Annotated in this window: 21 protein-coding genes; 7 read left to right on the top strand and 14 right to left on the bottom strand. The window is 59.5% G+C overall.

Annotation, left to right across the window (positions count from 1 at the left end; translation table 11 throughout):
• Nucleotides 1-97 precede the first annotated feature (97 nt).
• A complete protein-coding gene (locus GXP70_RS00205; protein ID WP_162354628.1) occupies nt 98-697 on the top strand; it encodes a TetR/AcrR family transcriptional regulator in 600 nt (199 codons plus the stop codon).
• A gap of 201 nt (nt 698-898) precedes the next feature.
• Nucleotides 899-1639, top strand: a complete 741-nt coding sequence (locus tag GXP70_RS00200; protein ID WP_162354627.1) for an SDR family oxidoreductase — start codon at nt 899-901, stop codon at nt 1637-1639.
• A 180-nt stretch (nt 1640-1819) separates the two neighbouring features.
• Here the strand turns inward: GXP70_RS00200 and phnW are convergent, their stop codons facing one another.
• The 5 genes from phnW to phnS are packed head-to-tail and all read right to left on the bottom strand — an operon-like array spanning nt 1820 to nt 7629.
• Nucleotides 1820-2947: a 2-aminoethylphosphonate--pyruvate transaminase gene (gene phnW, locus GXP70_RS00195; RefSeq protein WP_162354626.1), complete on the bottom strand. Its 1128-nt coding sequence runs from the start codon at nt 2945-2947 to the stop codon at nt 1820-1822.
• A complete protein-coding gene (gene phnX / locus GXP70_RS00190) occupies nt 2944-3768 on the bottom strand; it encodes a phosphonoacetaldehyde hydrolase (RefSeq protein WP_162354625.1) in 825 nt (274 codons plus the stop codon). Before phnX ends, phnW begins: the two co-directional genes overlap by 4 nt.
• Nucleotides 3758-5473 (bottom strand): 2-aminoethylphosphonate ABC transporter permease subunit, encoded by a 1716-nt coding sequence (locus GXP70_RS00185; protein WP_162354624.1) that lies wholly within the window; start codon nt 5471-5473, stop codon nt 3758-3760. The genes phnX and GXP70_RS00185 overlap by 11 nt, the downstream gene beginning before the upstream one ends.
• Nucleotides 5460-6548 carry an ABC transporter ATP-binding protein gene (locus tag GXP70_RS00180; RefSeq protein WP_162354623.1) on the bottom strand — a complete coding sequence of 363 codons (1089 nt, stop codon included), beginning with the start codon at nt 6546-6548 and terminating at the stop codon, nt 5460-5462. The genes GXP70_RS00185 and GXP70_RS00180 overlap by 14 nt, the downstream gene beginning before the upstream one ends.
• Nucleotides 6508-7629 (bottom strand): 2-aminoethylphosphonate ABC transporter substrate-binding protein, encoded by a 1122-nt coding sequence (gene phnS, locus GXP70_RS00175; protein WP_162354622.1) that lies wholly within the window; start codon nt 7627-7629, stop codon nt 6508-6510. Before phnS ends, GXP70_RS00180 begins: the two co-directional genes overlap by 41 nt.
• A 227-nt stretch (nt 7630-7856) precedes the next feature.
• Between phnS and GXP70_RS00170 the strand changes: the two genes are divergently transcribed.
• Together GXP70_RS00170 and GXP70_RS00165 are read left to right on the top strand one after the other, a co-directional pair.
• Nucleotides 7857-8642, top strand: coding sequence for a DeoR/GlpR family DNA-binding transcription regulator (locus GXP70_RS00170; protein ID WP_162354621.1), 786 nt, complete (start codon nt 7857-7859; stop codon nt 8640-8642).
• Between the two features lie 171 nt (nt 8643-8813).
• Nucleotides 8814-10775 (top strand): elongation factor G, encoded by a 1962-nt coding sequence (locus GXP70_RS00165; RefSeq protein WP_162354620.1) that lies wholly within the window; start codon nt 8814-8816, stop codon nt 10773-10775.
• Nucleotides 10776-11262: 487 nt separating this feature from the next.
• On the opposite strand, the gene GXP70_RS00160 is transcribed toward GXP70_RS00165, so the two are convergent.
• Complete coding sequence (locus GXP70_RS00160) at nt 11263-12492, bottom strand: MFS transporter (protein WP_162354619.1); 1230 nt, start codon at nt 12490-12492, stop codon at nt 11263-11265.
• 482 nt (nt 12493-12974) lie between these two features.
• On the opposite strand from GXP70_RS00160, the gene helD reads away from it, so the two are divergent.
• Nucleotides 12975-15392: an RNA polymerase recycling motor HelD gene (helD, locus tag GXP70_RS00155; protein WP_162354618.1), complete on the top strand. Its 2418-nt coding sequence runs from the start codon at nt 12975-12977 to the stop codon at nt 15390-15392.
• 267 nt (nt 15393-15659) lie between these two features.
• Nucleotides 15660-17519 carry a site-specific DNA-methyltransferase gene (locus GXP70_RS00150; RefSeq protein WP_225442608.1) on the top strand — a complete coding sequence of 620 codons (1860 nt, stop codon included), beginning with the start codon at nt 15660-15662 and terminating at the stop codon, nt 17517-17519.
• A 30-nt stretch (nt 17520-17549) separates the two neighbouring features.
• Here GXP70_RS00150 and GXP70_RS00145 read toward each other — a convergent pair whose 3' ends face one another.
• Genes GXP70_RS00145 through GXP70_RS00135 form a run of 3 tightly spaced genes read right to left on the bottom strand, consistent with a single transcriptional unit; the run spans nt 17550 to nt 20501 of the window.
• On the bottom strand, nt 17550-18671 hold the full coding sequence (locus GXP70_RS00145; protein ID WP_162354617.1) for an HD-GYP domain-containing protein: 1122 nt from the start codon (nt 18669-18671) through the stop codon (nt 17550-17552).
• Nucleotides 18668-19093, bottom strand: coding sequence for a response regulator (locus tag GXP70_RS00140; protein ID WP_162354616.1), 426 nt, complete (start codon nt 19091-19093; stop codon nt 18668-18670). Before GXP70_RS00140 ends, GXP70_RS00145 begins: the two co-directional genes overlap by 4 nt.
• Nucleotides 19086-20501 (bottom strand): sensor histidine kinase, encoded by a 1416-nt coding sequence (locus GXP70_RS00135; RefSeq protein WP_162354615.1) that lies wholly within the window; start codon nt 20499-20501, stop codon nt 19086-19088. Before GXP70_RS00135 ends, GXP70_RS00140 begins: the two co-directional genes overlap by 8 nt.
• Before the next feature lie 264 nt (nt 20502-20765).
• Here GXP70_RS00135 and GXP70_RS00130 point away from each other — a divergent pair, with 264 nt between their 5' ends.
• Entirely contained in the window at nt 20766-21407 is a 642-nt protein-coding gene (locus GXP70_RS00130; protein WP_162354614.1) for a response regulator, read from the top strand.
• Nucleotides 21408-21462: 55 nt separating this feature from the next.
• On the opposite strand, the gene lepB is transcribed toward GXP70_RS00130, so the two are convergent.
• From lepB to GXP70_RS00105, 5 genes are all read right to left on the bottom strand, one after another.
• The gene (gene lepB / locus GXP70_RS00125) at nt 21463-22038 is read right to left on the bottom strand and encodes a signal peptidase I (protein WP_162354613.1); all 576 of its coding nucleotides are present in this window, start codon (nt 22036-22038) and stop codon (nt 21463-21465) included.
• 40 nt (nt 22039-22078) lie between these two features.
• The gene (locus GXP70_RS00120; RefSeq protein WP_162354612.1) at nt 22079-22945 is read right to left on the bottom strand and encodes a ribosomal eL19 family protein; all 867 of its coding nucleotides are present in this window, start codon (nt 22943-22945) and stop codon (nt 22079-22081) included.
• Nucleotides 22946-23037: 92 nt separating this feature from the next.
• Complete coding sequence (locus GXP70_RS00115) at nt 23038-23811, bottom strand: hypothetical protein (RefSeq protein ID WP_162354611.1); 774 nt, start codon at nt 23809-23811, stop codon at nt 23038-23040.
• Nucleotides 23812-23835: 24 nt separating this feature from the next.
• Nucleotides 23836-24312 (bottom strand): hypothetical protein, encoded by a 477-nt coding sequence (locus GXP70_RS00110; RefSeq protein ID WP_162354610.1) that lies wholly within the window; start codon nt 24310-24312, stop codon nt 23836-23838.
• Nucleotides 24313-24616: 304 nt separating this feature from the next.
• Entirely contained in the window at nt 24617-25168 is a 552-nt protein-coding gene (locus GXP70_RS00105; protein WP_162354609.1) for a helix-turn-helix domain-containing protein, read from the bottom strand.
• Between the last annotated feature and the right edge of the window lie 125 nt (nt 25169-25293).

Here is a 25293-nt window from a genome sequence, read left to right as displayed (position 1 = left end):
GCATCAAGAGGAAGCGGTGACAACTAACAAGAATGGATTTCTGTCTGCGAGCCGGCTGCGCGCTATGTTATGATGGGGGAAAGGGAGGTTCGGCAGAATGACGAACGATCAGCCGTTGACGAGAGAAGCGATACTGGACGCGGCGGAGCAGGCGCTGCGGCGATACGGGCCGGACAAGACGTCGGTAGTGGACGTCGCGAAGGCGCTTCAGGTGAGCCACGGGACGCTGTACCGTCATTTCGCCAGCAAGGCGGCGCTGCGCGAAGCCGTGACCGAGCGCTGGCTCCGCCAGTGCATCGCCGAGCCGATGGAGGCGTCGGCGGGCAGCCAGCCGGGCACGGCGGCGGAGCAGGTGCGGGCGTGGCTGTCGGCGCTTGCCGGCGCGAAGCGCAGATACGCCGCGGAAGATCCCGAGATGTTCACGATGTACGCGGCGGTGACGCAGGACGCGGCGGAGCTCGTCGGGCGGCATGTGGACCGCCTGATCGGACAGCTTGCCTCCATTATCGAGCGCGGCATGCAGGAAGGGCAGTTTAAGCGGGGAGACGCGAAGCGGGCGGCGCGGGCGGCTTTCCTCGCGACTTCAAGGTTCCATCACCCCGCGCATGGGCAGGAATGGCTCGCCGTATCGGCGGACGAGGACTTCGAGGCGGTCGTCGACCTGCTGCTGTCGGGGCTTGTCCGCGAGCAGGCGTAGGGAGCGGGCGCTGCGGGAATGCGCTGAACGATCAAGAAGGGAGAACCTCGATCGATTGCGAATGAGGGCTCTTCCTTTTTTTGGTGTTATGAATGACAAGAATACGATAATGTCACTTGACGATTGTTTGCGGTTGGACCTATAATCGACGCATAGATACCGATTGTTGGAACGAACACTAGCATAAAGGAGAGATTCACCATGACGACTCCCATGAATATCCGCGCGGCGCTCGTAACGGGCGGTTCGGGCGGCATCGGCCGCGCCGTCGCCGAACGGCTCGCGAAGGACGGCATTGCCGTCGGCGTCCATTACGCCGGCAACAAGGCCAGCGCCTTCGATGCGGTCGCCGCCATCGCTGCGGCAGGCGGCCGGGCAATCGCCGTCGGCGGCGACGTGGCCGAGCCCGGCGACATGACCGCGGCCTTCGAAGCGGTCGAAGCCGAATTCGGCGGCATCGACGTCGTCGTGAACACGGCCGGCATCATGCTGCTGTCGCCGATCGCGGCGCTGAATCTTGATGATCTCGACCGCATGTACCGCACGAATATCCGCGGCACCTTCGTGGTCTCGCAGCTGGCCGCGCAGCGCGTGCGGAGCGGCGGGGCCATCGTGAATTTCTCGACCTCGATCACGCGTACGCAATTCCCGACCTATGGCGCATACGCGGCGAGCAAAGGAGCGGTAGAGGCGATGACCATGGTGCTGGCCCGCGAGCTGCGCGGCAAGGAGATTACCGTCAATACGGTAGCTCCCGGACCGACCGCGACGCCGCTGTTCCTGCAGGGCAAGAGCGACGCGGACGTCGAACGTCTAGCCCGAGCCGCCCCGCTGGAACGGCTCGGCACGCCGGAGGATATCGCCGAAGCGGTCGCTTTCCTTGCCGGCCCGGGACGCTGGATCAACGGCCAGGTGCTGTTCGCCAACGGGGGAATGGCGTAGGCCACGGCTGGCGCAGGGCTGATAAAGGCCTGCTGCGGGGGCCCAGACCGGCCTTGCAAGACGGGCCGCGGATTTGTAAGGTAAACCCCCGCGCAGGTGAATATGCAGAAGCCCCCAGTGATGGACTGGGGGCTTCGGTCTATGATGAGCCAATAATAAGCGTGCATTGCGCGTCGTGCGTTATTCGTATTGGGCAGGGCGCTGCATTTCTTCGCCGATCGCCGCCAACAGCCGCACCATATCCTCGCGGTTCACTTCGCCGATATTGCCGATGCGGAACGTATCCGCATGCGAGATTTTGCCGGGATAGATGACGAAGCCCTTGGCTTTGAGCTTCTCGTAGAACGCCTTGAACCGGAACGACCCGTTCTCCGGATACAGGAACGAAGTGATGATCGGCGATTGCAAGCCATCCGGCAGCAGCGTCCGGAATCCGAGCGCCCGCATGCCTTCCGAGAGCGTGCGCTGGTTCTCCGCATACCGGGCGTTCCGCCGGGCCACGCCGCCTTCTTCCTCCAATTCGCGCATCGCCTCGTAGAAGGCGCGGACGACATGGGTCGGGGACGTAAACCGCCATTTGCCGTTATGATCCTCCATCTGCTTCCACTGGTCGTACAGATCGAGCGAGAGGGAACGGGCCTGGCCGGCGCACTGCTGCAGCCTCTCCTTGTCGGCGATGACGAAGCCGAAGCCCGGCACCCCTTGAATGCATTTGTTCGCGCTGCTGATCAGATAATCGATAGCCAGCTCGTTCAGCTCCATCGGAATGCCGCCGAAGCTGCTCATCGCATCCACGATGTAGACAAGACCGCGGCGCTTCGCGATCCGGCCGATATCGGCGATCGGATTCAGCATGCCGCTCGTCGTCTCGCAATGGACGACCGCCGCGTGCGTAATGGCCGGATCCTGTTCCAGCGCCGCTTCGACCCGGGACAGATCGATCGCGGCGTCTTCGGCGAACGTCAGCACGGCCGCATCGATGTTCAGGACTTCCGCCATCCGGGCGATCCGCTGCCCGTAGGCGCCGTTCGCGATCACGAGCAGCTTGCCGTTCTTCGGAATCACCGTGCCGATTACCGCTTCGACGGCGAACGAGCCGGAGCCTTGCATCAGGACGGTCGTGTACCGGCCGGTCCGCTTCGTTGCGAGCGCGACGAGCCTGGAGCGGATCTCTTGCACCAGCTCGTTGTATTCGTTATCCCAGGTGCACCAGTCTTTCAGCATGGCGGCCTTCACTCGTTTGCTCGTGGACAGCGGTCCAGGGGTCAGCAGCAAATACGGGTTGTTCTCGAACTGTTCGATGTTCAACGGATTGCCTCCTCTTGGTTTGCCATGCGGGCATTGATGCGTTCGATGACGTCCGGCAGGCCGGCGATCGAATCGATGACGTAATGGGCGCCGGCGCTCAGGAAGCGCGACTTGACGATATTCATGCGTTCCTCAAGCTCCTCGGGGGAGAGGGCGTTCACTTCCGCTTCCGACAGCCCGAGCTCGCTGCCGCCTTTGACCACGCCGACGCTCCACATGCCGGCGTTCAGCCCCTCTTGAATGTCGCTGATCGTATCGCCGGCTTTCACGTACGCTTCCAGCGGATAGACGCCGAGGTTCATCGCGTTCCGGTAGCACATCCAAGGATGCGGCCGTCCGGCGGGAGCCTCGTTCGGCGTGACGAGGGAGTCCGGCGTATAGCCCTTCTTGCCGGCTTCCGGCGCGACGATGTCCATCATGCCGCGGGTGTAGCCGGTCGTCGAGCCGATTTTCAGGCCGAGGGCCCGCAGCCGGCCGACCGTCTCGAGCGCGCCGGGAATCAGATCCGTATAGTGAGGCAGCACTTGCAGCTGCAGGCTTTCGAAGTCGCGGTACAGCTCGTCGATGTCGGCTTCCGCCGGTTCGTCGCCGAAGCGCGCCTGCCAAGCCGCCGCGATGCGCGGCATGGCGCACAGCGCCGCAATATGGTCGCGCTTGAGCAGGCCCATCGGCTTGCGGGCTTCATCGGTCGCGATCTCGATACCGCGTTGGCGGAAGACGGCGATGAATACGTTGAGCGGCGCGAAGCATCCGTAGTCGATGACCGTGCCGGCCCAGTCCAGAATAACCGCTTGGATCTTGCCGTTGTAATCAGTTCTCATACGTAATTTCCCCTTTTCTCGTGTTGGCGACGGATAACAGACGGTACAGCCGGCTCGCCCATGCAAGCGGGCGGAAGACGGCGACGATGCATAAGCAGACCAGCGTCATGAGCAGCATCAGGACGGCGAGGGCCGATCCCTGATAATAGTAGCCGCGCTCGACATAATGCACGATGACGATCGGGGCCGTCGCGAAGCCCGGCGGGTAGACCATCATCGTGGCGCCCAGCTCTCCGATGGAGAGCGCGAAGCAGAGCGCGAAGCAGGCGCGCAGGCTCGGGAAGAGCAGCGGGAGCGTCACCCGCGTCAATCGGCGAAGCGGCGAGGCGCCGAGACCGGCGGCCGCTTCCGCGAACGAGGCGGGCAGCTTGTCGAGCGCCGCGTTCATGATGCGGTAGCAGAACGGCAGGGCAAGCAGCAGCTGCGCCAGCAGGACGATGAACGACGAGCCGGACAGGTCGACGGGCGGCTTGTGATACGCCATCAGGATCATTAGGCCGATTACGACGCTGGGTACGGCATTAGGCAGCAGGAGCAGGAAGTCGATCAGCGAGGCCAGCGCGCCCCTCAGACGTTTCTGTATGAACGCCGCCGCCGTGCCGATGATGCAGGCGAGCAGCGAGACGGACAGCCCCATCCACAGGCTCGATCGCAAGCTGGCATAATCGTCCCGGCCCAAGGCCGAGAACCACTTCCACGTATAACCCGATGGAAGAATCGTGTTCGTCCACTTCTGCGAGACGGCGGAGAGGACGATGACGACGATCGGCAGGACGAAAATAACGAGCGCGGCCAGCGTGACGAGAATCGCGATCGCTCGCCCCATCGGGCCGGCGGAATTGACGGACGGGCTTCGGGCGATGCCCTTGCCGTTCATTTGCAGCGAGGCGGTCTTCAGGCTCCGCTGCATCAAAGCGCGGTACAAGGCATACAGCGCCGTTACGACCAGGAGCATGAACATGGCTTGCACCGCCGCGCCGGGCAAATCGAGATTGATCATCGCCGTATTGTAAATGGAGATGGGCATCGTGGGCGATTTCTGCGAGCCCAGCACCAAGAGAATGCCGAATTCATTTTGAATCATGAGGAACGCCAATATAATGCCTGCGCTAATGCCCGGCAGGGCAAGCGGAGCGACGATCTTGCGGAACACGCGGGCTGGGCGCGCGCCCAAGCTGAGCGCGGCTTGATCCAGCGAAGGGTCGAGCATCTCCAGCACCGCGAGCGTCGGGCGGATCATGAACGGAATGTAGTACGTCGCTTCCGCCGCGATAATGCCTTTCGGGCTGTACAGGAAGTCCAGCACCGGCTGGTCGGTATGCATCAGGCGGTTGAGGAAGACGTTCAGGCTTCCGTGCGCCCCGTACAAATAGATCAGAGCGAATGCGATGAGAAACGAAGGAACGGCAACCATCAGCTCCATGAACCGGACGAGCAGGGCGGATCCTTTGAACGGCGCATAGTAGAGCGCGAAGGCGATGCCGATGCCGATGACCGCCGCGAAGAACGTGCTCGTCAGCGAGATGCGCAGGGACGAGCCGACGGCGTGCCACCATGACGAAGATTGCACGATTTCCGTGAAACCCGAATGATGCGCGTCCGCCTGCGAGAACATCTGGCTGAACAGCGAGCCGAACGGGAAGAGCATCATGGCGAACAGCAGGACGAACAAGACGAGCACGGATATGGCGCTACGCTTGAACATAGCGGCAATCCTCCTCATTGAACGATAGCGGAAGGATCGTGCCGGCCGCAGGAGGCGAAGTCCGGCGCTGCCATTCCAGCGTCAGATGCCAGTCGCCGCAGCCTTCGGCGCGCGCCTGAACGCGGTAGAAGGAGCCGACCCACTCGCACCGCTCGACAGTGGCGGCGAGCTTGACGTTCGCGCTGTGATCGTTGCGGATATGCTCCGGACGAATGAACCGCTGGCCGGCTTCCGGCGGCGAGCCATACCCTTCGAGCCAAGCGGCGGCTTCGGCCGGGATGACGTTGGCAATCCCCAGGTAGCGGGCAACGTACAGGCTGTCGGGCCGGTCGTACAGCTGTTCCGGCGTGCCGAGCTGTTCCAGCTTGCCCTCGCGGATGAGCGCGATGCGGTCGGACAGCTGCAGCGCCTCTTCGCGGTCATGGGTGACATAGATGATGGTCAGCTCCGGGAAACGCCGGTGCAGCTCCATCAGCTCCTCGCGAAGCGCGACCCTGAGGTTCGTGTCGAGCGCGCTGAGCGGCTCGTCGAGCAGCAGGATGTCGGGCTGAATCGCCAGCGCCCGGGCCAGCGCGATCCGCTGCTGCATGCCGCCGCTGAGCTGTCCGGGATAGCTGCGCGCATGGGCTTCCATGTGCACGAGCTTCAGATACTCCTCGACGCGTGCATGGATTTCGCGACGGGGCAGCTTGCGCTCCCGGAGGCCGAACGCGACGTTCTCGAACACCGTCATATGCGGGAACAGCGCGTAATGCTGATGAACGAAGCCGATATTGCGTTTATGCGTCGGCATCCGGCCAAGCTCCTTGCCGTTGACCCAAATCTCGCCTTCGTCGATGGACGCGAAGCCCGAGATCGTGCGCAGCAGCGTCGTCTTGCCGCAGCCGCTGTTGCCGACGAGCGAGAGGAACTCGCCGCGCGGCAGATCCAGCGAGAACCGGTCGAGCACCTTCTTGGCCCCGTAGGAAACGGAGATGCCCCGGAAAGAAAGGCCGGGAGATGAAGATAATCTCCCAGACCCGGTTGCAGCCTGATTATTTTGGAGCAACGACGTCACCTTGTTTGTTGTAAGCATGGAGTACCTCCGCTTGCCATTTGTCTTGCCAAGCCTTCTGTTTCTCGATGACATGGTTCCAATCGATGTCGAGCACTTGCACGCCCTCCAGCTCCTTCTGGATCGCGTCGGCTTTCTCGCCGCTTCCCGTCACGTCGCTGCGCACCGACATGCCGTAGATATCGTACGTCTTCTCTTGCGCGTCCTTGGAGAGCAGGTAATCGATCAGCTTCTTGCCCGTCTCCGCGTTCGGGCCGCCCTTCACGAGGCCGATCGCGTACGGATCCTCGAACGTCACCGGCTGGCCATCGTTCGTCGCCTTCAGGAACAGCGGCTCGAGCGACATGTTGCCGCCCGTCTTGTCCTGCATGTCCATCTGCAGGTCGCCGTTCGCGACTTTGATCTCCCCGCGGTTGATCAGCACGTCGAGGTAGCCGGTGCCCTTGGTGTGGAATTTCACGTTCTGCTCCAGCTTCTTCAAATACGTGAATGCGCCGTCTTCGCCGAGCATCTTCTCCAGCATGATCAGCACCGCCATGCCGTCGCCGGCCGTGATCGGGTTGGAATACGCGACGCCGTCCTTGTAATCGGCGGTAAGCAGATCGTTGAACGTTGCCGGCGGCGTCTTCGTCAAATCCGGGTTATAGGCAAAGTTGATGTAGTTGTTCATGAATGCCGTCCAATAGCCGTCCTTGTCTTTGCGGGCGTCCGGAATCGCGGCGTCCTCCGTCGACTTGTAGGCTTGGAGCAGCGAAGCTTGCTGCGCTTGTTGAATGAACGGCGGCAGGATGACCGTTACGTCGGCTTTCGGGCTGTCTTTCTCGATCGTCATGCGGTTCATGATCGCGCCGCTGCCGTCCGCCACCATATTGACCTTCACGCCGTTCGCCGCTTCGAAGGCCGGAAGCACTTCTTTGTAATAATCCTCGAGGCCGTCCGCGGTATACAGCGTGACTGTGGAAGAAGATTTGGTGTTCGAGCCGCTGCCGGACGCGGCATTGTCGGCTCCGTTCGCGTTATTGCCCGCTTGTCCGCACGCGCTTGCGATAACCGTCAGTCCTGCCAATGTCCCCAGCAACAACGTTTTGCTTTTCGTTTGCATGATTCTTCTCTCCACCCTATCATTTGTTATGGCGTACCTATCAACAGGCTCTATCATAGCGCGGGTTTGTAAAAGCAATATTAAATCCAAGTAAATATTATGTAATGTATTGTTTTTAGTTTGTTTTTGTTGTGTTTTGGCTAGAAAGCTTGCTACTATTGAATCGTAATCATGGATCAGTCGATTGATTAATCAGGCACTTATATTGGCAGCAGGAGGATGCGGATATGTCGCTAATCGGAGAGAGACGGAAGATGATTATCCTGAATCAATTGAACGCGAAGGGCCAGGTCAAGACGTTCGACCTGGTCAAGGAGCTCGGGGTGTCCGCGGAGACGATCCGGCGGTACTTGGAGGAGCTGGAGGCCGAGAACCGGCTGAAGCGCAAATACGGCGGGGCGATCAAAATCAACCTGGGCGCCGAGGAGCCGTCCTACTTGAACCGGGAAGTGCTGAACGCCGAAGAGAAGCGCCGGATCGGCCAAGCCGCCGCCGAGCTTGTGGAAGACAACGACATTATCTTCATCGACGACGGCACGACGCCGCTCCAAATGATCGCCTATCTGACGAACAAACGCCATCTCACCGTGCTGACCATGTCGATGCCGGCCTTGCACGCGCTGATGGACTATCAAACCAAGGGACTGTTCACGGGGGATATCTACTTCATCGGGGGCAAAGTGAACGTGATGCATTCGCGGGTAACGGGTTCGATCGCCGAGCGGATGGCTTCGCTGTTCCACGTGGACAAAGCGTTCATCTCCATCGACGGCATCGTGCTGGACAAGGCGATTACCGCCTTCGACGCGGAACGGGGACAGCTCGTGAGCAAAGTCATCGATAACGCGAAATCGACCGTTGTCATGACGGACAATTCGAAGATCGGGCAGGTACGCCTGTTCAAGATGGCCGACTGGCGCCAAGTCGATCTCGTCATCAGCGACGTCGGCCGCCCGCCAGGCTGGGAGAGCACGCTGGACGAGCACGGCGTCACCTGGATCGAGGCGCTGTAAACCGGTCGATAGACCTTAATCATGGACGCTTCCGGAACCGTGGAACTCACGGGGCCGGAGGCGTTTTGGCTTGAGGCGGCGGCATCGCGGCAGGATCAATTCGCCGGTTCGCCGTTATTCGGGGTGTGCTATGATAAGAGGGCAACCAAACCATGAAATTCGGGTGATACGATGAATCCGATCACGATCGGCATGTTCGCGCACGTGGATGCGGGCAAAACCACGTTCGCCGAGCAGCTGCTATACCATACGAACAGCATCCGGGAGCGGGGCCGGGTGGATCATAAGGATGCCTACCTCGACAGCCACGACATCGAACGGAACAGAGGCATTACGGTTTTCGCGGATCAAGCCGTCCTGTCTTATAAGGGGACGACCTATTATTTGATCGATACGCCGGGGCACGTCGATTTCTCCCCGGAGATGGAGCGGGCCGTCCGGGTGATGGATTACGCGATACTCGTCGTCAGCGCGGTGGAGGGCATTCAGGGCCACACCGAGACCGTCTGGCAGCTGCTGCGCAAGCATCGCATTCCGACGTTCTTCTTCATCAACAAGATCGACCGGGTGGGCGCGGACGCGGAGCGGGTCTTCGCGGATATCCGCATGCATCTGACGCCGGATGCGTGCATGCTGGACGGCGCGCTGGGCGGCGGCCAGGTCGGCGCGGCCTTGCAGGAAAGCATCGCGGAGCGGGACGAGCAGCTATTGGACGCGTTCCTGGCCGGCTTGGGCGACCAGGCCTTCTGGCTGCGGGCGCTGCAGGAGATGATTCGCGGCCATCGGCTCTTCCCGTGCGCGAGCGGGTCCGCCTTGCAGGATATCGGCGTGATTGAGTTCTTGGCGCTGCTTCATCTGCTGACGACGGCGGCTTACGACGAGGCCGCGCCCTTCGGTGGGCGCATCTACAAGATTCGCCATGATGCCGGCGGCGCCCGCTTGGCCTACATCAAGGCATTGAGCGGCACGCTGAAGGTGCGCGACGAGCTGAGCTACATGAGCGGCGGCGAGCGCCTGCGCGAGAAGGCGACGCGGCTGCTGCTCGTGAACGGCAGCAAGTCGCAGGCGGTCGACCGGGTATCGGCGGGCGATCTGTTCGCCGTCGCCGGGCTCACTGAAGCGGAGGCCGGGCAGGGCGTTGGCTGCTACTCGGACACGGACAAGCTCGTCTACGAGCTGGTGCCGACGTTGACGTCGCGGGTGATGTTTCCCGCTACGCTGAACGTGAAGGACGTGCTCCGGGCGTTTCGCATGCTGGATGCCGAAGATCCGTCCCTGAACGTGATCTGGGAGGAGAGCCTGCAGGAGATCCACATTCATGTCATGGGTCTCATTCAATTGGAAGTGCTGGAGCAGCTGGCGAAGGAACGGTTCGGGCTGATTGTCTCGTTCGGCAAACCGGAGATTCTGTACAAAGAGACGATCGCGTCTACGGTGAACGGCTACGGGCATTTCGAGCCGCTGAAGCATTACGCCGAGGTACATCTGCGCATCGAGCCCGGGGAGCGGGGCAGCGGCATCGCGTTCGCCAATGAATGCCACGCGAACCAGCTGAGCATCGGCAATCAGAATCTGGTCAAGACGCATCTCTGCGAGCGGGAACACCACGGACTGCTGACGGGGATGCCTTTGACCGATGTCCGGGTGACGCTGCTGACGGGCGCCGCGCATAACGAGCATACGCACGGCGGCGATTTCCGCGAAGCGACGTTCCGCGCCCTGCGGCAAGGGCTGGAGAAGGCGGACAACGTGCTGCTCGAGCCGTACTACGATTTCAAAATCAAGGTCGAGCTCGATCATCTGGGCAGAGTGCTGTCCGATATTCAGCGTGCCTCCGGCCGGTTCGACCCGCCGCAGACGACGGCATCCCATGCGGTCGTCGCAGGCACGGTACCCGTCGCGACGTTCATGGATTACGGCACGGAGCTGGCGTCGTTCACGCATGGCAGGGGCAGCGCGCAGTTCGTCTTCGGCGGGTATGACCGATGCCATAACGAGCGGGAAGTCATCGAGCGGAAGAATTACCGGAAGGACGCGGATCCGCTCTACAGCTCTTCGTCGATTTTCTGCGCCAAGGGGCATGGGTACACGGTGCCGTGGGACGAGGCGGAAGCGAAGATGCATTTGTTATAGCGGCGGTTACGGGCAATCATAGGCGCGTTGAATAGGGGAAAGGGCTGTTCCACAAGCCGGATTCTGATTGGCGGAGTCCCGCTCAGAACCGAATTTCTTCGAGAAAAGGACCTCAACTTCCACTTCGGAGTGGAAGTTGAGGTCCTTTCGCGTAATAAGCGGGCTATTCCCATGACATGCGATCGTTTGTGGGACAGCCCCTTCGGGCCGCCCTGGAACGTATGATGCCGTATGTGCTGGGAGGATCGTCAACTTTAGGGGTAGAGGACAGAGGTTCCGCTATTTTGGCGAAATCAGCCTTTTGGGGTAAGCGGTCGGACGCAGGATTCCGTTAATGTCTCGGATTGGCATCGCAAACAGCTTCATCAGCCGATATAGCGGATCGCCTGTCCGCCAGCACACGAAAATACGTGATCAGGAAGGGTATGACGGATCGCCTGTCCGTTTTCGTGCTTCAAAGGACGTACCTTGCGCGTTGAGATGTGGTTTAATGGCGTGCGGCAGCTGCCGAAGCGGAAGATGCCGCCTCATGCTTCCGGTCCGCCAACAGGCAGACGACGCTGAGCAGCAGCGCGAGGCCGACGAGCGTCGCGCCCACCCACGGCAGGGACGTCAAGGACAGATGCGTAATGACCGCTCCCCCGATGAAAGCGCCCGTGGCATTGCCCAGATTGCCGGCCGAATGGCTCGTGGTCGAGGCCAGCGCCGGCGCCGACTGCGCCAAGCCCATGATTCGAACCTGCATCCCCGGGAATACGGCGAACGAAGCGGCGCCCCACAGGAAGATGGTAATGACGGCGGCGACCGGGCTGTGGACGGTGAACGCGAAGATCGTTAACATCAGGCAGATGACGGCGTAGATGCCGATAATGGTCGGCATCAGCTTCCAGTCCGCCAGCTTGCCGCCGATCATGTTGCCGATCGTGACGCCGCAGCCGAACAGGACGAGAATCCAGGTGACGCTATGCTCGGCGAAGCCGGTCACCTGCACGAGCAGCGGGGTGATATACGTGAACACCGCGAACAGGCCGGCATTGCCAAGCACCGCGATGACCAGGAACAGCTGCAGCCTGCGGTTCGCAAGCGCGGCGATCTGCTGGACGATGCCGGCGCTCTTCTCCTGCTTCAGGCGCGGGATGAAGAGCATGATGCCGATCAGCGTGACGACGCCCATCAGCGAGATGGTGCCGAACGAGGCCCGCCAGCCGAGATGCTGGCCGATGAACGTGCCGAGCGGGACGCCGATAATGTTCGATATCGTCAGGCCGGCCATCATCATGGACACGGCCCCGGCCCGCTTGGCGGGCGGCACCAGGCTCGAGGCGATCACGGCGCCGACGCCGAAGAACGTGCCGTGCGTCAGCGCCGTCAGCATGCGGGCGCCCATGAGGACGGCATAGGTGGGCGCAACGACGGAGATGGCGTTGCCGAGAATGAATAGGCCCATCAAGAAGCATAACAGCTGCTTCTGCGGGATGCGGTGCGTCAGCACCGTCAGAATCGGAGCGCCGACGGCGACGCCGAGCGCGTACATCGTAATCAGTTGGCCGGCGGCCGAAATGCTGACATGCAAATCTTGCGCGACATTCGGCAGAATGCCCATAATGACGAATTCCGTCATGCCGATCGCGAACGCCCCGACGGTCAGCGAGAGCAGCGGGAGCGAGGACGATTGGCGTGCGGCGGGTTTCGGCGCAGCGTGCGTAGATAATTCCATCCTGAATTCACCTTCCAAAAGCGTTAGTCATGAAGCTGATGCGGCAGAGGCGCGTACGCGCGTATGAACGCGTATGAATATGAATATGAAACCATCCCATTATTCTGTTGGTTTCCGGTCAATTAAGCAAGCGAATTCCGGACGATTACAATTATTTCATACGCGCGCACAGGGAGCGCATCGCCGCCGGTCAGGCCTCGGAGCGAGATCGTAGCGGCGGCGGCTACCCGGGCGAATAGAGCCAGCAACAGCCGCAACACCTCAAAAAGACCCTGGAACTAACTCCCAGGGTCTGCGTTTATAAAAAAAATTGCGCGTCAAAGCGCCGATGTGATATAGTTAGTGAACTAATGCCTAAGTTATTATATTATGGCATAGGTAGTTCATCTTATCTACAAGTTAATTGTAGCATGAAAGCTTGCAGGCTGTCAAATGATCTTTTTCTTCTCCAGGCCATACGGATAAGGAGCGTGTTCAGGACGATGAGGAATGCAGAGGACTGGCGGCAGGAGCAGGAGCGGCTTGATTTCGTTACTGGCAGGCTGCGCGCGAAGATCGCGGAGCTGGAACCCGAGGCGGATCAGCTGCACGATCAGGCGGCGGACATTCGCAAACGATTCTGGGAGGAAGTGACGGTCAACACGAGCAGTCACGAAGACTTCGAGGAAAGCTATTTTACGGTCAGGCAGCAGGCCGCGATATTGTCCGAACGGGAGCGGACCCATCGTCTGCTCGTGCAGCAGTGGCGGAATTTGAACCGCCTGCTGCCTTCCCCGTACTTCGGGCGCATCGACTTTCGGGAGGACGGCTCGGCGGTTAGCGAGCAGGTCTATATCGGCGTTTCCTCGTTCGTCGACGAGGCGAATTTGAGCTTCCTCGTCTATGACTGGCGTACGCCGATGGCGAGCATGTACTATGATCATTCTCCGGGGCCGGCCGCGTTCGAAGCGCCGGGCGGGCGCATTGCCGGCGAAGTGACGTTGAAGCGGCAGTACCGGATTCGCGACGGGCGGCTGCGCAATCTGTTCGATGCGAGCGTCACGATCGGCGACGAGCTGCTGCAGGCGGTGCTCGGCCAGGGCGCGAACGACCAGATGAAGAGCATCGTGGCGACGATCCAGAAGGAACAGAACGCCATCATCCGCGACGACCGCAGCCGGATGCTCATCGTGCAGGGCGCGGCCGGGAGCGGGAAGACGTCGGCCGCGCTGCAGCGGGTCGCGTACCTGCTGTACAAACACCGCGAGCGGCTCAAGGCGGATCAGATCGTGCTGTTCTCGCCGAATCCGATGTTCAACAGCTACGTCTCCACGGTGCTGCCCGAGCTTGGCGAGGAGAACATGCAGCAGACGACCTTCCAGGAATACTTGGACTACTGGCTGGGATCGGCGTATATGCTGGAAGATCCGTTCGATCAGCTTGAATACGTGCTGGCCGAACGGTCGGCGCCCGGCTACGAGGCCCGGCTGAGCGGCATCCGGCACAAATCGTCGGAAGCCTTCCTTCGGACGCTTCAGCGCTATGCGCTGCGTCTGGGAAGCGCGGGCATGCGCTTCCATGCGATCCGCTTCCGGGACCGCGAGCTGATCGGCGCCGAGCGGATCGCAGCGCAGTTCTACGGCGGCGGCAACGGTGACGCTTCCGTCCGGCTGGACAATCGCGTTACCGCGCTCATGGAGTGGCTGCTCCGGGAGCTGACGGCGCTGGAGCGATTGGAACGGGAAGCCGATTGGGTGCAGGAAGAGCTCGATTACCTGGATAACGAGCAGTATGCCAACGCTTATCAGGCTCTGAACCGCGAGGAGGCGGTGTTCGATTTCACCGAGAAGCTCGTCCAGCTCTACGGCGATCTGCCCGTAAGACGGCAGCCGGATGACTTCGACTACGCCCAGCAGGAAGAGGAGCTGCTGCGCCGGTCGGTCGTGAAGGAACGGTTCCGGGCGGTGAGAAGGAGCGTGCGGCGGCTGGCGTTCATCGACATGAACGGATTGTACGCCCAGCTGTTCGCGGACGGCGTCTATCAGGAAATCGCGGGTGAAGAGGGACTGCCCGCGCACTGGCCGGAGATTTGCGGGCAGACCGCCGCGAAGCTGAGCCGGCACGAGCTGTTCTACGAGGACGCGACGCCGTACTTGTATTTGAAAGAACTGGTCGAGGGCGTCCGGACGAACACGGACGTACGGCATATTTTCGTCGACGAAGGCCAGGATTACTCGATGTTTCAATACGAGTTCCTCAAGAAGCTGTTCCCCCGTGCCCGCATGACGGTGCTTGGCGACTTCGGCCAGGCGATCTTCACGCAGAGCACGGAGCTGCGCGAAGCGGATTCGCCGCTCGTCCGGCTGTACGGCGAGGCGGACACGACGCGGTTCACGCTCGTTCGCAGCTACCGCTCCACCCGCGAGATCGTGGCGTTCACGAGGGCGCTGCTGCCGCAAGGGGGAGAGATCGTCCCGTTCGAGCGGAGCGGCGGGAAGCCGACGCTTGCGAAGACGGCCGGCGGCTGCGAGGCGGCGCAGCGCATGGCCGCGGATGTCGCCGCGCTGCGTGCCGAAGGGTTCGCCTCCATCGCCGTCATCACGAGGACGGCGGCGGAGAGCGACGGCGCCTACGCGCAGCTGGCGGCTGCCAGCTGCGAGGCGCTGCGGCTCGTGACCAAGCATACGCCCGTCTTCGAGAAGGGCACGATGGTGATGCCCGCTTATCTCGCGAAAGGCGTGGAGTTCGACGCCGTGCTCATCTTCGATGCGTCCGCGCGGACGTATCGTCACGAAAGCGAACGCAAGCTGTTCTATACCGCGTGCACGCGCGCGATGCACCGGCTGCTGCTCTATTCGGCAGGCGAATGGTCGCCATTCGTACGGGAGCTGGATGCTTCCTTGTACGAGGCTGCGCAATAAGGCAGCCGCTCCAATAAGGCCGGTTTGGAATAAGACTGAATTCTGAATAAGGGCGATCCGAGTAAGCGTGAATCCCAATAAGACTGAATTCCCAATAACACTGAATTCCCAATAAGACCGTCTTAATGAAGCCTGAGCGCCGACGCCGGTTGCCGACAGAGATGCCGACGCCGGGTCGGCGTTCTTGGCGGAGGCTCCGTTTGCTTGATTTACGAGGCTTCATCGCAGGTGTATCATCAAGAGAGCGATGACGAGGAGAGGATCCCGATGCCTATGGACCGATTAGCGACAAGCATGACCGACCGCGCCGAAGCGAACGCCGCCCGAATCGCGGCGTTGTTCCCGAGCGTAGTGACGGAGACGAGAGACGCGGAAGGCCGGGTTCGGCTCGCCGTCGATTTCGACCTGCTGCGGCAGGAATTGTCCGGCGTGCTCCTGGAGAGCGGCAAGGAACGCTATCAATTGACGTGGCCGGGGAAGCGGGAGACGATCCTGGCCGCGAACGCGCCGCTCAAGCATACGCTGCGTCCCGTCATGGCGGACAGCGTGCACTGGGACAGCACGCGCAACGCCTATATCGAGGGCGACAACCTGCAGGCATTGAAGCTGCTGCGGCATTCGTACGCGAACCGGGTAAAATGCATCTACATCGATCCCCCGTACAATACCGGGAAGGACATGATCTACAAGGACGACTTTCGAATGGACGCGGACGCGTACCTCGAAGAGTCGGGGCAGGTGGACGGCGAAGGGAATCGGTTATTTCGCAGCACGGAATCGAGCGGCCGCTTCCACAGCGATTGGCTGTCGGAAATGTACCCCCGGCTTAAGGTCGCAAGGGATATGCTGCGCGAGGACGGCGTGATCTTCATCAGCATCGACGACCATGAAATGGTTAACCTGAAGCTGCTCTGCGACGAGGTGTTCGGGGGCGGCAATTTCGTGGCCAATCTGATTTGGGCCAATAAGGAGGGCGGCGGCGGATCCGACAGCAAGCATTTTCGCGTGAAGCACGAATATATTCTATGCTATGCCAAGTCGCTGTCCGATCTGGTCATTAAAGGCATCGGCATTTCGAATGCGGAACGGTACCGGCTGCAGGACCAGCACGCGAAGAGCCGCGGCAGCTATTATTTGCAAAAGCTGAACCAAGCCAGCATCCGGTATTCCGCCTCGCTCGACTACCCGATTACGGCGCCCGACGGAACGCGGATCATGCCTGCCATCGGCAGCAAGCAAGCCTGCTGGCGCTGGTCGAAAGCGAAGGTCGAATGGGGGCTGGAGCACGACTTTATCGTGATGAAGAAGGATTATCAAGGCGAGTGGCAGGTGTACACCAAGCAATATATGCACGTGGACAACCACGATCAGCCCATCGTGAGAACGAATCGGCCGCTGGGCTTGATCGAGGCGTATTCCAGCACGCAGGCGTCCAAGAAGCTGGAGGAATTGTTCGGGGCCAAAGTGTTTCACTATTCCAAGCCATACGAGCTGATCCAATACCTGCTGTCGCTGACAACCGAAGGGGACGACCTGGTCGTCGATTTCTTCTCCGGCTCCGCGACGACGGCGCATGCGGTCATGCGGCTGAACGCCGAAGACGGCGGCAGCCGCAGCTATATCATGATTCAACTGCCGGAGGCAACGGCCGAAGGCTCGGAGGCGTACAAGGCGGGCTACGTCAATATTTGCGAAATCGGCAAGGAGCGCATCAGACGCGCCGCGAACAGCGTGAAGTCGGAGACCGGCGCAGCCATCGATTACGGCTTCCGCGTCTATCGGCTGGACGACGCGTACATGGAGCGGGGCGGACGGACATCCGGCATGGAGGATGAACCTGCGGACGGCGCTTGGCTCGTTCAAGCCCTGCTGGAGCTCGGGCTTGAGCTGACGCTGCCGATGGGGACGAGGACGATCGAAGGCCGGACGATCCATCAGGCTGCCGGCAACGTGCTGACCGCCTGCTTCGGCGAATCACTGCCGGAGCCGGTCATCGAAGCGATGGCGCGGCAGCAGCCGCAATACGCCGTATTCCGCAGCCGTTCGTTCGCGGACGCGGCCGCCTGCGGCCGCGCGGAGCAGCGTTTCGGCATGCTTTCCCCGGGCACGGCCATACGGGTACTGTAAAGGAACGGCGGCGATGCGGCAGGGCCGAGCCTATCCCCGAATCACCTTGCCGAATGCTTCGACGATATCCGGGCGATAGAAGCTGCCCGCCATCTTGCGGATTTCTTCGTAAGCCGCCTGCTTCGACATGACCTGCCGGTAGGACCTCGGCGTCGTTATGGCGATGAACACCTCGACAATCCCGAGCATTTGCGAGAGTGCCGGAATTTGATCGCCTCGCAGCCGGAAGGGATATCCGGTACCGTCGACCTTCTCATGATGGTATAAGAAGACCTGCTCCAATTCCTGAAATCCGGGGACGCCGGCGCAAAGCTCCTTCGCCATATAGCAATGCTCCTGCACCACTTCAAGCTCGAATTCGGACAGCTTGCCTTCCTTCTCGAACATATAATCGGGGAGCTTCACCCGGCTTACGAAGTGAAGCAGGGACAGAAGCTCGATCTCCCACTCCTTGGACAGATCGCCGCCGTAGGCTTTCCAGAGCGATTTCATCAAGCCGCTCATGTCGTTGATTTCCTTGCGCGAGGTTTGGGTCTTGCGTTCCCCGACCGGAATGAAGCATTGCAAGGTATTCAGCACCTGCTGTCGCTGCCGATGGAAGGACCGTTCTTCATTCTTCTTCTGCTGCTGATGCATGGCGATCAGGATGACGCCCCCGAGAAGCGCGCTCCCGACGACGAGCAGCAGCTGCACAAGGGCGGAAGTCGCCGATGCGACGGCATTCATACTCGCGTAGGCCGGAACGAACAAGATGAACAAGGCGCAATATAGGATATACGCTCCGGCGGCAACCAGGTAGTCCCTGAGCGGCACGATCATGCTGATGACGACGGGGTACAGCAGAAGAACCTCTACCAGGCGCCCGTTGAGTGCCGGCGCGTACAGCGAGACAAAGACCGTCAGCAGAAAAACGTACCAGACCGAGACAAGCTTGCCCGTCCTGCCGTTGGCGGGCAGCTGGCGCTGTACGCCGAATATTCCCCAGGCGCTGATTGCGGCGGCCAAGGAGACCGATAGCTGCTGCAAAGTCCCGTAATCGCCGCCGAGACTTCGATCCAATAAACCGATGAGGGCCAAACCGAATGCGATGCTTCCGATTAGCGCCGTCAGCATTTGCTGTACCGGCATAGCAAACCAAGCCTTCCTTCTCATGCGCGCGGCTCCCCGGAACCGGCGAAATCCATATTCGCCTTAGACTGGTAGAAGCGGGAGCCGTCCATGACTTGTTGGATCGCCTGCAAAATTTGTTCAGGGTCGGTATCTTTCATCAAATACCCGTCAATCCCCGCTTGCATGGCGCGATAGATATCTTCGCTCTCGTCGAAAGCCGTCAAGATAACGATCTTGAGGCATGGATGCATGGCTTTCAAATGGCGTGCACCCTCAATGATGGATATACCGGGCATCTTCAAATCCGTCAGCAGCAGATCCGGCGACAGCTCCAATGTCCGCTCCAGCGCCTCGGATCCATTGACCGCTTCGCCTACGATCGAATAGCCGCCGCAGCAATCCAATAAGAGATGAAGTCCCTGCCGGGCTTGCGGACGATCGTCCGCGATGACTACTTTATACATATGCCATGCTCCTTTCGCGCGGAATGGCGGCCGTAATGGTCGTTCCTTGGGCGGGCTGGGATTGTATGCTCACCGACCCGTTGAGCGCTTTAATGCGTTTGGTCATTCCCGCGATACCGAGCTTGCCCGTAAGCTCGATCTCGTCCCAATTCATGCCTGCCCCGTCGTCTCTGACGAGAACGCTCCATTGAACGCTCGTTACCTCCAGCGTGACCAGCAGCTTGGCGGCTCCGGCGTGCTTCATGACATTGTTGACGGATTCCTCGATGAAATGATAGATGGCTTCTTCGATTTCGATCTTCTCTTGGGCGACCCAGCCGTTGCTTCGGAAGTCGAGCGCGATGCCGCTGTTCGCTGTCGTGCGCTGCAGCATGTTCTCGATCGCATCCCGAAGATTGAAGCGCCGCTTCTCCCCCTTGAGGTCCACGATGAATGTACGGATATTCTGATGGCTTTCTTTCACCTTGGTTTCCATCTCCGACAAGATGGGCAAGGCCTGGCTCAGATTCTCCTTCTGCACGGCGCTCTTAAGCTGAAAGAGCTGAACGGAAAGGAAGAACAGCTCCTGCGCAATGCCGTCGTGGATATCCTGCGCGATTTGGTCACGCTCGATTGCCGCCGCGCGGGTCCGGATGTCGTCCATCCGGGTCATGACGTTGCAATGATTCATGAATTTCATTCGGACAAGCTGGATGTAAGCGATTTGAAGCAGGGACAGCTCCTGCTCGGACGCTTTGACCAACAGCCACCCGTAACCGGTACCGTCTTGCTTCTGCAGCTTGCGGACGTAGAACGGGATCAGCTCGCCTATGGGAGACGGCAACCGAATATAGGCCTTGGAGGCATCGCGCATGTCCCGAAGGGAATTGGCGAAGTACGCATGCATCCAGCTTTGGTTCGGTTCATGGGCGGCAAGCGTCGCGCTTATGCAGATCCAAACCTCGCGTCCGCCCAATAGCTTGCCGAGCACGGCCTCCGTCTGTCGTACCGCCTCCTGAAAATCGGATTGGGGCTCCAATTCGGCCGAGGAGCAGATACGTGCCAAGCTTCGCAAATGGCTGTTCAAGACGCGGGAACTCCGGTGCACGGCGATGGCGACGGCGAAGAAGATGCCGGCATAAATCACGTATATGGCATGAGCTTGAAAATAGCCAGCAAGGGGTGTTTGATCGAGAAGTCCGGCGATAACGGGCAGCAGCAGCACATAACCGGACGAGACGGCATAGAACGGCTTCCAGGACAGATGCCTTTTGAGCAGGAAGAGATTGAACAGGCCGTAGCCGACGAACGGTCCGTCGATCCCGTCAGCATGCGCGACAAGGTAGATGCCGAAGAGAAGATCAACCGGGATCAAGGCCGCGGCGAGCTTGCGCGAGGCGCGCAGGTGCAGCAGGCTCGTAGCGGTCAACAGGCTGACGGCTGCCAGAGCGAAGGCGGCCGAGCGGTCTCCGGTTAAGTACTGGACCAGAAGACCTAGAACGAAAAGAACGCATCTTATGCCTATTACGGCATAAATCGTGTTTCTTCGATGTAGATACGACACGAGCTGTTCCCCTAATCTATTTTTATAGTAGTCAAATAGTCGCGAGTGATATAAAATGGAAATTGATTCTATTAGAGGATAAGTCGGCTAATTATATCATAAATTGAAATGTTCCTGGGAGGTAGTTGCATGACTGCTATCATCATTCTCGATGACCATCCGCTGGTTCGGCAAGGGATTCGTATGATCGTAGGGACGAACAGCAAGATGGATGTCGTGGGAGAGTCGTCGAATACGAAGGAAGCCTTGGCCATGATGGAGCATATGCACCCCGACCTCGTACTCGTCGATTTGAACTTGGGCAAGGACAACGGTCTGGAATTCATACAGCAGGCGCGTCGTCTCGGACATTGCAGCAAGTTTCTCATCTTGACCTCCTCGATGACCGGCAGCGAGCTTAAGCTTGCGCAGTCGCTCGGCGTGGAAGGCATTTGCCTGAAAGAGGCGCTGCCCGAGGATCTGTTGTATGCAGTCGAAGCGGTTGCAAGAGGCCGGAAGTTCTACGATCCGGTGTTCATGGATCATATGATGGCGCCTTCTGCGGAAGCGGACGCGTTCTCCGAGCTGACGCCCAAAGAACTGGAAGTTCTGGTATCGCTCGGCAAGGGCCGTTCGAACAAAGAAATCGCGAGCGAGCTGTTCATTACCGAGTTCACGGTGAAGAAACACGTTAGCCAGATTCTGTCCAAGCTGAATCTGAGCGACCGGACGCAGGCGGCGCTGTACGCATTATCCAAAGGGCTCGTGCAGTTCGAACCCGTTCATCTGTAAAGGGTCAAGAATGTGAAGCAATTCACTGGCGACATACCAGTGAATTGCTTTTTTTTTATAGCTTTAAAGGCTTGGCGATGCCATGCATCGGCCACAGCGAGCAGGCCGCGAAGCCTCTGATCTCGGAGCGGTCAACCTGTCCGAGCTGGGGGTCCCTGCTGTCCAGGCTTTCGCCAAGGTCGCGGTTGTCCCCGACGACGAAGACGTTCCCGGATGCGACGACGGTTTCGGCCATGTCCTCGGACTTGCCGTAGGTATAGAGCTCCGTGAGCGGGTTGCCGTTGACGTAAATGACGCCGTCCGTAATCGCGACGCGGTCCCCGCCGACGGCGATGATGCGTTTTACGATCTGATAGCCCAGCTTACTGGAGTCGATGATGACCACGTCTCCGTATTTCGGTCCCTTGAACAACATCGCCGCTTTATTAATGAACAGGACGTCGCCGTTGGTAAGCGACGGGTTCATGGAATTCCCGGATACGCGATCCAGGCCGATCAAGTTATTGGCGACGATCAGAATGACGATTAGAATAACGAGCAAGCGGATCCAGCCCCAGACAGCCTTCATAGGCGAGACGGATTTGGCGACTTGCGATGGTTGTTGGATCTCTTGCAGGTTCTGCATGGGCATCGTTCACCGCCTTGGCGTGATAAGGTTGCTTGCCGTATCATTACGGCGCAGTGACGGCGGCATTCTCGGCCGGTTGTTGGTTCTCTGGAGCAGGCGGAGCTGTATTCCCGGCCGGCTGTTGGTTCTCTGAAGCAGGCGGAGCTGTATTCTCGGCCGGCTGTTGGCTCTCTTGAGCAGGTGGAGCAGCGTTCTCGGCCGGTTGTTGGTTCTCTGAAGCAGGCGGAGCTGTATTCTCGGCCGGTTGTTGGCTCTCTTGAGCAGGCGGAGCAGCGTTCTCGGCCGGTTGTTGGTTCTCTGGAGCAGGCGGAGCTGTATTCTCAGCCGGTTGTTGGCTCTCTTGAGCAGGCGGAGCAGCGTTCTCGGCCGGCTGTTGGTTCTCTGGAGCAGGCGGAGCGGCATCCTCGGCCGGCTTCGTCTCCTCTTGAGCAGGCGGCGTATACGTCAGTGCCGGCGGCGCGTAGCTGCCCGAGAGCGAATTCATCGCCTGAATGGCGCTGTCCGTAATGGTTTGTAATTTGCTCAGAATTTGATTGCGGTCATCTTCGTTGCTTATGTTCATCGATGCAATCAAATCGGCGGCATGCTGTTGGATGGTCTGGATATATTCGGCCCGCTGCGCTTCCGTGAACGCGTCGATTTCCTGGGCGGATGCCTCAAGTCGCAGCTGCAATTCTTTTTTCAACTCGGCCTTCTGCTTCTCTGTCTCGCTTTGGACGGATTGCGACAAGCTTGTGACCGCGAGATCGGTTTTCTTGTCGAACCAGGACTTAAGCGTACCTGCGATGTCGACGTCCGCGTAAGCAATCCCCACTGTTGCCGTGAGGGAGACCATTGAAAAAACAATACCAGCTGCGACTTTGCGATTGAAGCTTTTGCGCGCTGCGCCTTCCTTGTTCGTGAACCTCATCCCGGATCGGTCCTTTCTGTCACGTTCTTGAACCTATAAGGGGGAAGCCCTGCTGCCAGGGCTTCCTTCCGTAGGTCGTCTATTGGAACGGCTTAGTTATCGATTTCGTTAGCGACGATATTGTCTAGCTCGGACAGCGCAGTGTTCAGGACCGTTTGGCCTTTCGCATTGATCTCATCGATCGCGGCGTTCACGCCGGCCTGCGTCAGTGCGTCCAGCTGCGTTTCAAGAGCGTCCAGCTGGGCTTTCAGGTGGTTTTGGAGATCGATCGCGGCTTGGTTTTTCTCGCCTTCCAGCGCACCGTTCAACGCTTGCTTCACTTGATCGATTTTCGATCTCAATTCGGCTTTCTTCGCGTCGACCGTAGGAGCCGTTTCCGTGTCGAGGCGGCCGAGGTATACGCCTTTGTGGTTCTTGATCGCGTTATTGATATCCGTCGTGTTTTGAGCGCCGGCTTTAGCGACGTCGCCGTCGGTTTTCGTGTTCTCTGTCGATACGAACGCGTCGAACTCGGCAGGCATGCTTGTCAGAATGGCGCCTTTCGCCGAATCGAGCTGGCTGCCGTATGCGGCCGTTTGGCTCGTGACGGAAGATTTTACGTTCGCGATCTGCGCGTTGCCCGCGTCGCGGATGTCTTGGCGCGCCTTGCCGATCGCGGTTGCGACCTTCCCGTTGTGCTCGTCGATCTTGCCCGATTTATAGGTGGCGAATTCGCCCGTAATAACGCCTTTAATCGTGCTCGAAGCTTTATCGTACCAGTTGTGGAGCTGTCCGCCTGCATCCGTTGCGGCGAATACGGTTCCCATCGATGCGAGCATACCTACTGCGACTACCCCTGCGGCTACTTTCGTTTTCATGAATTTCATCGTTCATCATTCTCCTTTGATTGGTTAATGGTTGGGTGCGGCGGTTAATTGCTGCGTTAACTCGTTGATCGTGTCCTCTGCAAGCTGATTAAGCTCTTCGGCGCTCGTGCGGGCGGCGTCATCGACGTAGCTGTCGAATTCATGCTGCAAGTCGAGGCCTGCAGTCAATCCGTCCTTCGCGGCACCGATTTGATCCATGTACGAATTTCCGGCAGCCTGTACTTGCTTCGTTAACTCGTCGATACGGGCTCTTGCCGTCTTCGAAATCTCGCTCCGGGAACCATTCGCCAGTTCCTCCGACCGTTGGTTCAGCTTCGCGGCGGCTTTCGTCCTTTGCTCGGCGGCAGATGCGTGCATCGGATCGATAACTTGCTGCGAACGATTCCCGTACCAATGGCGCAAAAGCGAGCCGATGTCTGATTTCGCATATACGCTGCTTGTCGCCAGGATGGCCGAGAGAGCCGCCGCGGCGGTAAGCAGCAGGATGGTCTTTCGTTTCATTGCGGCGGCCCCCTTAACGGTAATCGTGTTCGTTAAGGCAAGTATAGAGGATGTGACGATCTGTCACGTCAGCCGACGGAGTAATCTTATCGGTCGACGTTAGTGTAGGAGGAAGGTATACTTTCGTACCAGACGAGGACGTTCCCGATGACGAAGGCCCATGGAACAAGAAACAGCCCAATGCCGGCGGAATGCCGGGATTTGGGCTGTTGGAGCATGCGTATTTGCGTATTATCGAAGGCTTAAATGTGAACTTCCTTCGCGGATGCATGGTGTGCGCCATAGCATACGGAAGAAGGGACGCTTACGGATAATAAATGATGGCTTGATACCGCAGCAGGCCCTCGCCGGCGTTCCGGTAGATATGCGGCTGATCGGCCGCGAACCGCACCGCGTCCCCTGCGGGGACATGGTAGGAATTGTCCTGGATGTCGATCACGAGCAAGCCGGACGACACCATGACATATTCCTCGACGCCCGGGCTGTGCGCCTCCGATACATGGGTGGAGCCCTCGTCCATCTCGACCGCGTACACCTCGAATTTTTTGGACGGGTCGAAAGGGAACATCGGATACGAGCGGAATCGTCCGTCTTCCTCGAGCAGCGGCTCGATGTCCTGCCTCTCGATGACCGCGACCTCCGCAGGCGGCTTCTCGATCAGCGAAGTGAACGACAACCGCAGCCCGTTGGCGATCTTCCAGATCGTCGAGATCGTGGGGCTCGTCTCGCCGCGCTCGATCTGCCCGAGCATCGCTTTGCTGACGCCGGTCAGCTCGGCGACCTTGTCCAGGCTCAGCCCCCGCGCCTGACGGACGCCCTTCAGGTTCTTGCCTAGCTTGATATGAATCTGTTCCATTCGCGCCTCCTGTACCGGTCTGTTATACAACATTGTAGCCGATGGCAGATGAAAAGTCGAAAATGCATTGTGCGTTATATCGCACATATGTATAATATAAAATAACTATAACGGAAGGCCAAAGG

The sequence above is a fragment of the Paenibacillus lycopersici genome (assembly GCF_010119935.1).
In the GTDB taxonomy this organism is placed as follows: domain Bacteria; phylum Bacillota; class Bacilli; order Paenibacillales; family Paenibacillaceae; genus Paenibacillus_Z; species Paenibacillus_Z lycopersici.
The sequence above is the reverse complement of the archived record's forward strand: the minus strand, read 5'-3'. Positions and strand labels throughout refer to the sequence as shown.

Coding starts and splice junctions, on each gene's coding strand:
- GXP70_RS00205 (WP_162354628.1), top strand. CDS start 98: ATGACGAACGATCAGCCGTTGACGAGAGAAGCGATACTGGACGCGGCG.
- GXP70_RS00200 (WP_162354627.1), top strand. CDS start 899: ATGACGACTCCCATGAATATCCGCGCGGCGCTCGTAACGGGCGGTTCG.
- phnX (WP_162354625.1), bottom strand. CDS start 3,768: ATGAGAACTGATTACAACGGCAAGATCCAAGCGGTTATTCTGGACTGG.
- GXP70_RS00185 (WP_162354624.1), bottom strand. CDS start 5,473: ATGTTCAAGCGTAGCGCCATATCCGTGCTCGTCTTGTTCGTCCTGCTG.
- GXP70_RS00180 (WP_162354623.1), bottom strand. CDS start 6,548: ATGCTTACAACAAACAAGGTGACGTCGTTGCTCCAAAATAATCAGGCT.
- phnS (WP_162354622.1), bottom strand. CDS start 7,629: ATGCAAACGAAAAGCAAAACGTTGTTGCTGGGGACATTGGCAGGACTG.
- GXP70_RS00170 (WP_162354621.1), top strand. CDS start 7,857: ATGTCGCTAATCGGAGAGAGACGGAAGATGATTATCCTGAATCAATTG.
- GXP70_RS00165 (WP_162354620.1), top strand. CDS start 8,814: ATGAATCCGATCACGATCGGCATGTTCGCGCACGTGGATGCGGGCAAA.
- GXP70_RS00160 (WP_162354619.1), bottom strand. CDS start 12,492: ATGGAATTATCTACGCACGCTGCGCCGAAACCCGCCGCACGCCAATCG.
- helD (WP_162354618.1), top strand. CDS start 12,975: ATGAGGAATGCAGAGGACTGGCGGCAGGAGCAGGAGCGGCTTGATTTC.
- GXP70_RS00150 (WP_225442608.1), top strand. CDS start 15,660: ATGCCTATGGACCGATTAGCGACAAGCATGACCGACCGCGCCGAAGCG.
- GXP70_RS00145 (WP_162354617.1), bottom strand. CDS start 18,671: ATGAGAAGGAAGGCTTGGTTTGCTATGCCGGTACAGCAAATGCTGACG.
- GXP70_RS00140 (WP_162354616.1), bottom strand. CDS start 19,093: ATGTATAAAGTAGTCATCGCGGACGATCGTCCGCAAGCCCGGCAGGGA.
- GXP70_RS00130 (WP_162354614.1), top strand. CDS start 20,766: ATGACTGCTATCATCATTCTCGATGACCATCCGCTGGTTCGGCAAGGG.
- lepB (WP_162354613.1), bottom strand. CDS start 22,038: ATGCCCATGCAGAACCTGCAAGAGATCCAACAACCATCGCAAGTCGCC.
- GXP70_RS00120 (WP_162354612.1), bottom strand. CDS start 22,945: ATGAGGTTCACGAACAAGGAAGGCGCAGCGCGCAAAAGCTTCAATCGC.
- GXP70_RS00115 (WP_162354611.1), bottom strand. CDS start 23,811: ATGAAATTCATGAAAACGAAAGTAGCCGCAGGGGTAGTCGCAGTAGGT.
- GXP70_RS00110 (WP_162354610.1), bottom strand. CDS start 24,312: ATGAAACGAAAGACCATCCTGCTGCTTACCGCCGCGGCGGCTCTCTCG.
- GXP70_RS00105 (WP_162354609.1), bottom strand. CDS start 25,168: ATGGAACAGATTCATATCAAGCTAGGCAAGAACCTGAAGGGCGTCCGT.